Origin of the sequence: Pseudomaricurvus alcaniphilus (assembly GCF_011440395.1) — a bacterium.
Taxonomy (GTDB): Bacteria; Pseudomonadota; Gammaproteobacteria; order Pseudomonadales; family Cellvibrionaceae; genus Pseudomaricurvus; species Pseudomaricurvus alcaniphilus.
On record NZ_JAAOIX010000002.1, the window covers coordinates 59,107 to 71,471 of the forward strand.

The 12,365-nt window shown below is 57.5% G+C and carries 6 protein-coding genes and 1 riboswitch; of the genes, 5 read left to right on the forward strand and 1 reads right to left on the reverse strand.

What is annotated here, in order from left to right:
* Positions 1 to 76 precede the first annotated feature (76 nt).
* Positions 77 to 166, reverse strand: a riboswitch (cobalamin riboswitch).
* A gap of 326 nt (positions 167 to 492) precedes the next feature.
* Positions 493 to 3,507 carry a TonB-dependent receptor gene (locus G8764_RS06430; RefSeq protein ID WP_166163307.1) on the reverse strand — a complete coding sequence of 1,005 codons (3,015 nt, stop codon included), beginning with the start codon at positions 3,505 to 3,507 and terminating at the stop codon, positions 493 to 495.
* Between the two features lie 512 nt (positions 3,508 to 4,019).
* Here G8764_RS06430 and G8764_RS06435 point away from each other — a divergent pair.
* The 5 genes from G8764_RS06435 (at position 4,020) to G8764_RS06455 (ending at position 12,357) form a co-directional block, all read left to right on the forward strand.
* Positions 4,020 to 5,477: an MFS transporter gene (locus G8764_RS06435; RefSeq protein WP_166163310.1), complete on the forward strand. Its 1,458-nt coding sequence runs from the start codon at positions 4,020 to 4,022 to the stop codon at positions 5,475 to 5,477.
* Between the two features lie 297 nt (positions 5,478 to 5,774).
* Positions 5,775 to 8,675, forward strand: coding sequence for a TonB-dependent receptor (locus tag G8764_RS06440; protein WP_166163313.1), 2,901 nt, complete (start codon positions 5,775 to 5,777; stop codon positions 8,673 to 8,675).
* Between the two features lie 273 nt (positions 8,676 to 8,948).
* Positions 8,949 to 10,505: a tryptophan halogenase family protein gene (locus tag G8764_RS06445; RefSeq protein ID WP_166163316.1), complete on the forward strand. Its 1,557-nt coding sequence runs from the start codon at positions 8,949 to 8,951 to the stop codon at positions 10,503 to 10,505.
* Between the two features lie 70 nt (positions 10,506 to 10,575).
* Complete coding sequence (locus G8764_RS06450; protein ID WP_166163319.1) at positions 10,576 to 11,289, forward strand: SapC family protein; 714 nt, start codon at positions 10,576 to 10,578, stop codon at positions 11,287 to 11,289.
* Positions 11,290 to 11,328: 39 nt separating this feature from the next.
* Positions 11,329 to 12,357 carry a cupin-like domain-containing protein gene (locus G8764_RS06455; RefSeq protein ID WP_166163322.1) on the forward strand — a complete coding sequence of 343 codons (1,029 nt, stop codon included), beginning with the start codon at positions 11,329 to 11,331 and terminating at the stop codon, positions 12,355 to 12,357.
* The last annotated feature ends 8 nt before the right edge of the window (positions 12,358 to 12,365 follow it).

Genomic DNA, 12,365 nt, shown 5'->3' on the forward strand with positions numbered 1-12,365 from the left:
ACGAGCAAACGTATGCAGCTGATAAAAACTATCAGAACATGCCATACCGCGTATTCCCGCCCGGTGCATTAATCGAGTTACTGGCTCATGTATCTGGCTTTTGCGCTGATGGTAAACACCAGGCAATTACAGTTGCGGGAACAGCCCCGGTTTTGCACCGGGTTCCATGAGGGGGCCGATTGTTGCGACCACGCAGTAACGGCGGTGTTTTTACAGAGATTATTGAGTCAAGTCAAACGCTGATGGGAAACTCGATTGCACCAGGGCATCAATCTGCAGTGCTCGAGCCAGGGAAAAGCGAGCCAGATGTGGACTGGCCGGTGCGGGGGTAAACTGCCACTTTTAACTGTTGCAACTGTTGCGACTGCTGCCGGCGCCAGTGGCAGCGAGCCGGCGGACTATACTACTACCCCGCCGGCCCAGCCGTTTAGCACCGGGCGCTAAAAATATCGGTATTAGTAGCGCCCAGCCAACCAGTGGTAATTATTCTCCTTAAAAATTAGCCCGCAGCCCAAACCTGACCACCGGACCGTGGTCCTGGGACAGGAACAGCATCTCCTCGTTGCGTACAAACAGCCGGGTCTCTTCATCGTTGATATTGGCGGCATCGACAAACAGGGTGACATTGTCGTTGTAGTTATAGGAGTAGGACGCATCGATTTGTGATCTCTCGGCCACAAACAGGGGCTGGTTGTAGTTGGCAAAGCCGGCCACGGTTTCACCGCGGTAGTTGTAGGCGATGCGCAGGGTGTGCTTTTCGTCCTCGTAGAAGAACGACAGATTGCCGCTGTCACCGAGGCCCGGCAGTAGAAATTGCTCGCCGATAATGTCCTTATCCACCTCGACGTCACCGCCGGAAATCAGGGTGGCGTTAAACTGCATACCAAACGGTGTGTCGGCGAATAAATGCTGCAGGGAGAATTCGAAACCGCTGACCGTACCTGAGTTCATATTGTACTTCGAGGTGATTTCAAAGGTGGCCAGGGGATCACCGGCGGTGCCGTTGATAAAGCCCGGCTCACAGCGCCACCAGCCATCGCTGGCGCAAACCGCGTCGTCGGCTCCGCCATCGGACCAGGGGTAACCAGCGGAGACATCCACACCCGCCTGCATACCCAAGGCAACCCAGCCGGCGTGCTGGTTATCGTTCATCCAGGGCTGGGCCCACAGCGCTTGCTGGGAGACACAGTGACCAGTCGCACCTGGCTCACCGGGAAAACCCGGATCCGGACGACCGGCATCCACCCATTCCTGCACGCACTCCCTGGCCGCTAACGCCAGCGCCGACAGGGTGGGATCAGTATAGCCCCTGAAGTTGCCGGTTTCGGTTCGCGAGCCGACGAAATTCTTGATCTCCTTCCTGAAATAATTGATGGCAAAGTAGCTGCCTTCGGCGTAGTAGTTTTCATAGCTGACATCAAAGTTGTTCGATTCCAGCGGCGCCAGGTCTGGGTTGCCACCCTCAATAGTTGCCTGGTAGTAATCCCGGTTGCCAAAGTTGAGCTGGCTGCTTAAATCTTGCAGGCCCGCTCGCCCCATGGTTTTACTGAGCGACAACCTCACCACTTGTTGCTCGTCGAGGCCCAGTGACATGGCAATGCTGGGCAACACAATGGAGTTGCTGCCATACCGGGGGGAATCAACCACCACACCGTCATTTACGGTACCGATACCATCAATCATATCCCAGCGCAGGCCAGAGGGCGTGGCCGAAAGGCTGATGGATTCGGTATCGGCGGATTCATAGCGCAGACCGGCAACAATATTGAGCGGCATGCCGCGGATCTCGGTTTCCATATTGACCTGGAAGAAGGCTGAATCCAGGGTTTCATTAACGCGCTCGTTGGAGTCAATTCCCCCTGCAGTACAGCACACCGTGCCGTCCGAGTTATCCACCACACCCCCATTGTTGGCCACGAACGCCGCAAAGGCCGCCGTTGGATCTATCTGGTAGTAATAGTCAGTGCCGACATCGGGATCGAACGAATTCATAAAATCACCCAGCCGCGTACGCCGGAACAGGGAATCGTCATAATCGTCGGGAGTCGCTCCCTGGGCGCCGAAACCACCGACCCGGGTGATTTTGCGAAACGAGTTGTCCAGGTGCGAGACACCAAAGTCCACCGAGGTAACAAACCCGCCATCCACATTGGTCCAGGTGCCGGTGACCTGGAACTGGTCGATTTCATTTTCCTTGAAGCCATCGCGAATGGTGGCGCTGGTAATCAGGTAATTCTCAGGCGCGAAGTCGGTGTCGTAAGCAAAGGTATTAATGCCGGATTTACCGCCGTTGGTATGGGTCACTATGCCCTTGATGTCGGTGGAAACGCCGAGGGTGTTGTCCAGCTCCCCGCCGTCCACTGCGGCGGTAGAGTGGTGCGCATCGAAGCTCAGCGACCAGGCATCGTTGATGTGCCATTCGGTATTAAAGCCCACTGACTTATTGGTGTTGACCACGTTCTGCCAGGTCACCTCGTGATCGTAGGAGCGGTTGCCGACGACTACATCCGTAAACGCACCATTTTCGTTAATGGTGGCATCGATGGTGTCCCAGCCGCCCAGCCAGGAGCCAAACAACAGCCCCTCGGATTTAAAATCCACATTTGAATAGGTGTAATCAATGGTCGTCAGAATATCTTCGGTAAACGCAAACTGGAAGGTCGCCTGGGCATTGGTGCGCACCCGGTCGTTGTCTTTGATCAAATACGCAGTCGGCTCCTGATAGAAGGTTTCGCCATCCGCCCGGGCGTTGTTATTGGTGTAAGCCGGATTCAGCGGGTCGACACGACCGGGCTGTTCCGACACCGTAATCCAGTTGGATTCCCGGGTGCCCTCTTCACGATTTTGCCGCTCCTGATAAGAGCCGGACAATGAGAAACCCCAACGATCCTGGTTGGTCGAATACAGGACAGCGGCCTCAATGGGGGTATCACCAGCCTCGCTGGTGGTGTCCTCCAAAAAATTAAAAGACAGGGATTTTTTCGTGCCCTCGATCTTTAACGGCTTGGTGGTGACCATATTGACGGTCGCGCCAATACCGCCGGACGGCAGGGCGCTGTTGGCTGATTTAAACACCTCCACCGCTGACACGCCGGGGGACGCAATGTCGCCAAAATTGTAGGAGCGGCCGCCTTCGTAGACACCGGGCGCTGTGGGCATCTGCCGGCCGTTGAGAGTCACAAGGTTGAATTCGGGGCCGAAGCCGCGCACCGCAATTTTCTGCCCTTCAACATTGCTGCGGTCAATGGCGATACCGGGAACACGGGCCAGTGATTCCGCCAGGTTGCCGTCGGGAAACTTGCCGAAGTCTTCTGCCGAGATGGCTTCCATGGTGCCGACATTGCTTCTTTTCATTTCCATCGCATTGAGCAGGCTGGACCGGATGCCGGTAACCTCTACCTCTTCCATCGGGGCGGACTCCACTGCCTCCTGATCCTGGGCATAGGCAGTCGGGTTTACAATCGCCAGGGCAATGCTGGCAGCAATCAGGTTTCTCTTGTAGGTCATTGGGATCTCCCCTGTTTATTGTTAGAGCGGGTAAGCCTGAGGGCAATCTACGCGCCGGCCAGCGCCAAGACAATATTGTTTGCGGTAAAGTGGACCATCGATACGTTGACCGCTCCCAGCTGCACAGCTGGCACGATGTAATAGGCCCCATTGCGGCTGCCCGGAGCAGCGGCCAAATGCGGTTTACTGGCAGATCCTCGGCAGCTGGCAAGCTGATCACCGGCACCTGAGGCGCTGGCTACTTTATGGGCGTCGCTATCGAAACTGCACAGCCGGCAAGAGATGGGGACTGGCGTCCAATCCAGCTTAACGCACAGAACAGTCGCTTTACCGCAGGCCGGTTGTAGGCCCCGGGTTTGTCGAGGATCATAAGTGCGCTGTAGCCGCCTATGCCAGACTGGGGCCAGCGCCGCACTCAGCGGCAGGCAGTTACAGGCAGGTAGTTAAAGGCAGGTAGTTAGAGATAGACAAATAAAATCCAACACCACTAAAAACAATAACTCGGGGCCGCAATGAGCCAACCAGAACACCACCCAACCGCTCCCGGGGACCGCATCCCGCTTGCCCAAAAAGTCATCTACGGCCTCGGCGCGCTGGTCAACAACCTGCTCGGTGCGGCCATCGGCGGCATGGCCATAGTGCTCAACCTGGGACTGGGCATGAACCCCGCCCTGGTCGGCCTGCTGGGCGCCCTGCCGCGCATTACCGACGCCATCACCGACCCGCTGATGGGTTACATCTCCGACCACACCAAATCCCGTTGGGGGCGGCGCCGTCCCTACATCTTTTGCGGCGCCATCGCCGCCGGCGTTATTTTTGCGCTGCTGTGGCAACTGCCCCCCGGCCAAAGCGATGGCTGGTACTTCTGGTACTTCCTGGTCGGCTCGATCCTGTTTTACCTGGCCTATACCATTTTCGCCACCCCCTGGGTGGCCATGGGCTATGAACTGACACCCGATTACCACGAGCGCACCCGGCTTATGGGTGTGCAGAATATTTTCGGCCAGATGGCCTATTTGGTGGCGCCCTGGTTTCTCTGGTTTATGCAGAACGAGAACCTGTTTACCGATATGGTCGAGGGCGCCAGCCGACTGGCGATCCTGATCGGCATTTTTGTGGTCTGCGTCGGTGTCCTGCCGGCCATCTTTATCAAAGAGCGCATGAAAGACCTGGCCGAGGCGGAGTTGCAGGAGCACCAACCCGCAGCTGGCAGCCGACTGCTCGCCAACTTGAAATCGTTTTTCAGCGGCTTTATCACCACCATGAAGTTTGCGCCCTTTTTAAAGCTCTGCGCCGCTACCTTCCTGGTGTTTAACGGCTTTATGCTGGTCTCCTCCTTCCAGTTTTACGTGATCATTTACTACGTGTTTGACGGCGACCAGTCACTGGGAGCCGAGTACGCCGGCTGGGCCGGTACGGTGTCCGCCATTGCCACCTTTTGTGTAATCGCCTTTATAACCTGGCTCAGCACCCGCATTGGCAAGCGGCGCGCTTTTTTCGTGGCCACCGGCGTCTCCATGGTCGGCTACGCCCTGAAGTGGGTGTGCTACAACCCGGCCTACCCACTGTTGCTACTGCTGCCAGCGCCATTTATCGCCTTCGGCCTCGGCGGCCTGTTTACCCTGATGGGCTCCATGATCGCCGACGTCTGTGATCTGGACGAACTGCAAACCCACGAGCGCCGGGAGGGTATGTTCGGCTCCATCTACTGGTGGGTGGTGAAACTGGGCATGGCGGCGGCACTGGCGGCCGGCGGCTTCCTGCTCAATGCCACCGGCTTTGATGTGGCGCTGGGCGGCGAGCAGAGTGAGCGCACCATTTTCCTGATGCGGGTATTTGACGTCCTGATTCCCTTTGTTGCCTCCGCAATTGCCATCTGGGCAATTGCCACTTACCAGCTGACCGAAGAGAAAGCCCACGAGGTTCGGATTGCGCTGGAACAGCGACGCGGCAGCGTTAAAGCGAGCTAATTGATATCCATCCCGAAACCGCAATGCACTCCTCCTGCCTGGCGGCCATTCACCTTATTCAGAAACTGAAAGGAATCAGTTTCCGGAGCTGAATTAAATGGTGCGCCAGCCCCCTTCGGGCCGCGCCCCGCACCACATGCGCCTGTTTAATCGCACCAACAGTCCAGTTGACCGCAACACACCTTACCCGCGCTTTTTCGAAGAGTAAGATCCATCCTGCACCAGAAAATAAAGAACAGGAAATCCGCAAGAGCTACCTGTTACGTACCAGTCCAAAAAGATAAGAGGATTGCATAGATGTTTTATAAAAAGAAATTGATTTGTACCAGCATCGCCATGGCCATGGCCGGCACGGTGCTCCCGGTAGCGGCGCAATCGCCCGGCATGATTGAAGAGGTGACGGTAACCGGTATTCGCGGCAGCCTGCAGCGCGCCATGGACATCAAGCGCGACTCCAAGGGTGTTGTGGATGCGATTTCTGCAGAGGATATCGGCAAGTTCCCGGACACCAACCTGGCAGAATCCCTGCAGCGCATCACCGGCGTTTCCATCGATCGCTCCAACAACGAAGGCAGCAAGGTTACCGTGCGCGGTTTCGGCCCGGAGTTTAACCTGGTCACGCTCAATAACCGGCAGATGCCCACCACTGAATTGACCCGCTCAACCCGGTCCTTCGACTTTGCCAACCTCGCTTCCGAGGGCGTCAGTGGCATCGAAGTGTACAAGACCTCCGGCGCGACTCGTCAAAGCGGTGGCATAGGCTCAACCATCAATATCAAGACCGCCCGCCCGCTGGACAACCCCGGCTTCAAGGCCAGCCTCGGCGCCAAGGCGTTGATGGATTCCACCAACGAAAAAGGTGATGACATCACCCCGGAAATTTCCGGTATTGTCAGCAACACCTTCGCCGATGACACCTTCGGCGTGGGCTTGTTTTTATCCAGCCAAAAACGCGACAGTCGCTCCTCCAAAGGGGAAGTTGCCAGCTGGCGCGAGAATATCGACAGCATCGTCAATAGCAACCTGGCCCCTGGTGCCAGCGTGGTTGACAACCGCTCAGCCGAAGCCCTGGCCCATGGCAACACCTGGTACCCGCGCAACTATGAGTTGCAGATCGAGGATATCTCGCGCACCCGTACCAACGGCCAGCTGGTATTCCAGTACGCCCCCACCGATGCGATTACCACCACCCTCGACTACACCTACTCCAAGTTTGAAAACGAATCAGAGCGACTCAACACCGGTATCTGGTTCGCCCCGGACGCCGATGGCCTGATCACCCAGGCGGAAATCGATTCCAACGGCACCTACGCTTTTGTGGAAGAAACCTGCTGTGACTATTCCGCCAACAAGGCCTTCAACGAGTCAGAAAATGAAAACAACTCCATCGGCCTCAATGTCGACTGGCAAGCCACTGACAACCTCAACCTGAATTTCGACTTCCACGATTCCGATGCCATCTCCCAGGGCGTAGGTCGCGGTGACAGCGTGTTCCTGATTCTGGCAGCACCCAACATCGTCACCAAGTCGGCCGATTTCCGCACCGGCACTGACCTGCCGCTGCGCAATATTGTCTGGGACACCAACTTTGTCGGAGTTGAAAACGGACTGCCCACCGCAGCCAGCCAGGACTCCTTATTCGGCGAAGCCCGCGGCAACAAAACCGAATCCGACATTACCCAGTTCCAGTTTGCCGGCACCTGGGAAAATGACGTCGACAGCGGCATCACCAGCATTGAATTTGGTATGGCCCACACCGACTACACCTTCCGCACCCGCAGTTTTTACAGTGGCCAGATAGCGGCTGGCTGGTACGGCGGCAACCAGGACGTGTACGACAATTCAATTTTCACCCGGGAGAGCCTCAACGACATCCTCGATGAATTTTCCGGCGGCGGCGGCGACCTCGACCCCGACTTCTACTACGACTGGGACTTCGAGAAAGGTATCGCGGCGTTTGAAGAGGAGTTCAACGGTGGCCAGCGCCTGCAGGCGCCTTTCGGCGGCACACCGCAATCTGACCACGAGATCAATGAAAAGACCTTTGCCACCTACATCCAGTTCAATGCCGAGGGCGACTTTAACGACTTGCCGGTTACCCTGAGCGGTGGTATTCGCTACGAGGACACCGACATCTCCGCCAGCAGTTTGCAGCGCGACACCGTGGCCCTGGTGTGGCAAGGCCCCACCGAGTGGGGTACCAACCTGGCCTCGGACAGTTCGTTCAGCGACGAAAAAGGGGATTATGCAGTCTGGTTGCCGAACATCGACTTCAGCGTCGAGTTTAGCGAAGATTTGGTGGGCCGGGTATCCTACAGCCAGTCCATCAGTCGGCCGACTCTCGATGATATGCGGGCCACGACCAGTGTCACTTCGGCACCCAAGCCCGGCGAGCGTACTGCCGATACCGGCAACCCCGACCTGAAGCCCTTTACCTCGGATAACTTCGACCTGTCGCTGGAGTGGTACTTCGATGAATCCAGCTATGTGTCCGTAGGTTACTTCCGCAAGCTGGTGGATAACTTTATTGTCAAACAGACCGTCGACCAGACCATTGGCGATTTGCGCGACCCGCAGAGTGGTCCACGAGCAATGCAGGCCCAGATGGATATCGATAACGGCTCGGGCAACAACCTGCACGACCAGATCAATATCAACCTCGGTAACGCTACCGGAACGCCCATTGTGCAGGATAGTGCCGATCCCCTGGCGAACTTCCGGGTGACCACGCCATCCAACCTGGAGACGGCCACCCTGTATGGCTTTGAAGTCGCCGCCCAGTATATGTTTGGCGAGTCCGGCTTTGGGGTGCAGGCCAACGCCACCATTGTGAAGGGCGATATCGATCCCGATGTTTCGCAAACCGGCTTCCAGTTTGTCCTGCCGGGCCTGAGTGACTCTGCCAACCTGGTGGCTTTTTACGACAAGGATGGCCTGCAGGCCCGTATTGCCTATAACTGGCGCGATGAGTTCCTGCGCGGCACGGAAAACAACCAGCCACAGTTTACTGAGGAATACGGCCAGGTGGATCTCAACGTCAGCTATGAAACGCCGTGGGTGGAAGGCTTAACGGTCATCTTCGAAGGCATTAACGTGTTCGATGATTCCCAGCGAGTCTACAACCGCTTCGACAACCAGCTGAGAACGGCAACCCAGTTTGGTGCGCGCTATAACATTGGCGTGCGCTATACCTACTAGCCGAAATGGTAATGGCAATGCCCGGGGTTACTCAGCAGCACTCAGTCGTGATAACCTGAGTAAGCCCGAGCCAACATAACCCGTTGCAACCTTGGAGCCGCTGGCAGTGCCAGCGGCTGTCTGGTGTCTGCAACAAGCGCCAGCGGCTGCCTGGTATCGGCAAGACCTGAGCCAAAAGCCGGCAAATTCCGGCTCGATTGCAGCTGCACTGACAGCACCAGCATTGCCAATAACATTAACAAGGCACAGAGAAAAAAGGGAGGCGAGGTCACAATGACCGAACCGGTAAAGCGTCTCATTGTCGTCGGTGGTGGCAGCGCCGGCTGGTTAACTGCCGGCACTCTGGCAGCGGAGCACCAGGCCCACCTGCCAACCGGGATCGAGGTCATCCTGGTTGAATCACCGGATGTGAAGATCATCGGCGTCGGCGAGGGCACCTGGCCCACCATGCGCAACACCCTGAAAAAGCTCGGCATTGCGGAAACGGATTTTGTGCGCGACTGTGATGCGTCATTCAAGCAGGGTTCCAAATTCTGTGGCTGGGTCAACGGCCAGCAGGACGATGTCTACTATCACCCCTTTACCCTGCCAGAGGGCTATAACCGCCTCAATCTGGCACCGGCCTGGCAGCAACAGCGGCAGCACATCAAGTTTGCCGACGCAGTATGTTTCCAACCGGCCCTGTGCGAACGGGGGCTGGCACCCAAGCAAATTACCACCCCGGAATACGCCAGTGTCGCCAACTATGGCTACCACCTGGATGCCGGCAAGTTCGCCCGGTTGTTGCAAAAACATTGCACGGAAAAGCTCGGCGTCAAACACATTCTCGATCACGTCACTGGCATTAACTCCCACCCGGACGGCGATATCGCCTCCCTGGCGACACGCCAGCACGGCAATATCGAAGCGGACCTGTTCATCGACTGCAGCGGCTTCAAGTCGCTGCTGTTGGGCGAGCACTTCGGCATTCCCTTCGTCAGTAAAAAAGACACGTTGTTTATCGACTCGGCACTGGCCGTGCAGGTGCCCTACCCGGAGCCCGACAGCCCGATTGCCTCCCACACCATTTCCACGGCGCAAAGCGCGGGCTGGATCTGGGACATTGGCCTGCCCTCCCGGCGCGGCGTCGGCCACGTGTTTTCCAGTGCCCATATTTCCCCGCAGCAGGCCGAAGCGCAACTGCGCGCCTATATACGACCATCCCTCGGCCCCCAAGCCGACGATCTGCCACTGCGGCAGATCGCCATTAACCCCGGACACCGGCAAAAGTTCTGGCACAAAAACTGTGTCGCCGTGGGTATGGCCGCCGGCTTCCTCGAACCGCTGGAGGCGTCGGCACTGGTTTTAGTGGAGCTCTCCGCCGCCATGATCAGCGAACAATTACCGGCCACCCGCGGCGTTATGGATATCGTCGCCAGGCGCTTCAATGACACCTTTAGTTATCGCTGGGACCGGGTCATCGATTTTCTCAAGCTCCACTATGTTCTGTCGCTGCGGGAGGACTCCGATTTCTGGGCCGACAACCGCAGTGACAGCAGCATCCCGGACAGCTTGCAGGAGTTGCTGCAGCTGTGGCAATACCACTACCCCTGGCACAGCGACTTCAGCCGCGCCGACGAGATCTTTTCATCCGCCAGCTATCAGTACGTGCTCTATGGCATGGGCTTTGCGACCCGGCCCCGGGCGACGGCACAAGCGGAAAACTATAACCAGCAGGCCAGCCAGCATTTCCAGGAGAACGCCCGCCGCCTGGACAAACTGCTGACGGCCCTGCCGAACAACCGCCAGTTGCTTAACAAGATAAAACACTTTGGCCTGCAAAAAATCTGAGGCTGGCCGGGGTGGCATCAGGCCTCGCTGTATTCAGGTCGACACAAACTAACACTATTCAGGTTCGAAAATGGCTAATCACGCAGTACTGGACAACGTCACCCATAAAGATCTCAGGGTCATCACCGAGCGATCCGCCCGCTACGGCGACAATATCGCCTGTAGCACCGTGTTTCCCATCGAGTTGCGGCAAGTGCAGGCGCAGTACCCGATTGTGTTGCGCAAGAATGCCGACAGCGGGCGCTTTGAACCCATCGCCCTGTTTGGCCTCAACAGCCAGGAGAATTTGTTTTTGGACGAGGGCGGCTGGGACGCCAGCTATATCCCGCTCAGTGTCGAGCGCCAGCCATTTCTTATCGGTGTCAAACCCAACCCGGGTGCAGACAGCGAGCTTTCGGTGCACATTGATATGGACAGCCCGCGGGTCAGCCAGACCGAAGGCGAGCCGGTATTTCTGCAGTACGGCGGCGACAGCCCCTTTTTACAGCGCATCACCTCGGTACTGCTGGCCATTCACGAGGGGCACGAACAAAACCGCGGTTTGACCGATGCCCTGGCCGGGCTGGAATTGCTGGAGCCGTTTACCCTGGACATACAACTGCAGGATGGCTCAAAGCATAAACTGGCCGGGCTCTATACCATCAATGAAGAGCGGTTGCGCAGTCTGGAAGGTGCGGCCGTCGCCGACTTGCATCGCGCCGGCCATTTGGAAGCTGTGTATATGATTCTCGCCTCCCTGCCCAACTTCAAGCGCCTGATTGAGCGCAAGAACGCGCGCCTGTAACAGCATGTTTACCCAGGGGCAGACCATGTCAGGCATACTATGTCCGCAATAGAAAAACGAGTAGAGGAACTGCACGGCTATACCTCGGCAAACTTGCCGGCGCAGGTGTTCAGCGCAACCGAGCCGCTGCTTCTCAAGGGGCTGGTGGCCGACTGGCCAATGGCACAAGCGGTGCAGGAGTCTGCTCAGGCCGGCTTTGATTATCTGCAGAAATTTTGCACTGAAGGGCCGGTCAACGTCTCCCTTGGCAGCCCCGACGTGCAGCAGCGAATTTTCTATAACGAATCTTTCACCGGCTTTAATTTTGATTTCAAGCGCGTGCAGTTTCAGGAGTTAGTGGCAACCCTGCAGCGCCAGCAACAAGCCGAGAGTGGGCCCATGATCTATATGGGCTCGACCCCCATCGACTACTGTCTGCCCGGCTTTCGCGACCACAATGACCTGGCGCTGGGCGATGTCAAACCGGTAATCCGGCTGTGGCTCGGCAATCAAACCCGGATCGCGGCCCACTACGATATACCGGACAATATTGCCTGCGTGGTCGCCGGCAAGCGCCGCTTTACCGTGTTTCCGCCGGAGCAACTGGAAAATCTCTACGTCGGCCCGCTGGACCTGACCCCCGCCGGCCAGGCCATCAGCCTGGTCGACTTCCAGCAGCCGGATTTTGATCGCCACCCGAAATTCCGGGCGGCCCTGAAGCAGGCGCGCCTGGCCGAACTCGAGCCCGGCGACGCCCTGTTTATCCCCAGCATGTGGTGGCACCACGTGGAGGGGCTGGACAGCTTCAATATGCTGGTCAACTACTGGTGGCAATCGGTGCCCGCCTACCTGGGGTCGCCACTGGACGCCCTGTATCACGCGCTGCTGAGCATTCGCGATTTACCCGCGGCGCAACGGGACGCCTGGCGCGGACTGTTTGAGCACTATGTGTTCAGCGCCGACGCCTCCAACCCCGACGACAGCGTGGCGGCGCACATCCCGGAGCAGGCCCGCGGCCCGCTGGCGCCCCTCGATGAACCGGCAGCGAGAAAATTGCGGGCGCTGCTGCTAAAACACCTGAATCGCTAACTGTGGTA

Coding starts and splice junctions, on each gene's coding strand:
- G8764_RS06430 (WP_166163307.1), bottom strand. CDS start 3,507: ATGACCTACAAGAGAAACCTGATTGCTGCCAGCATTGCCCTGGCGATT.
- G8764_RS06450 (WP_166163319.1), top strand. CDS start 10,576: ATGGCTAATCACGCAGTACTGGACAACGTCACCCATAAAGATCTCAGG.
- G8764_RS06440 (WP_166163313.1), top strand. CDS start 5,775: ATGTTTTATAAAAAGAAATTGATTTGTACCAGCATCGCCATGGCCATG.
- G8764_RS06435 (WP_166163310.1), top strand. CDS start 4,020: ATGAGCCAACCAGAACACCACCCAACCGCTCCCGGGGACCGCATCCCG.
- G8764_RS06455 (WP_166163322.1), top strand. CDS start 11,329: ATGTCCGCAATAGAAAAACGAGTAGAGGAACTGCACGGCTATACCTCG.
- G8764_RS06445 (WP_166163316.1), top strand. CDS start 8,949: ATGACCGAACCGGTAAAGCGTCTCATTGTCGTCGGTGGTGGCAGCGCC.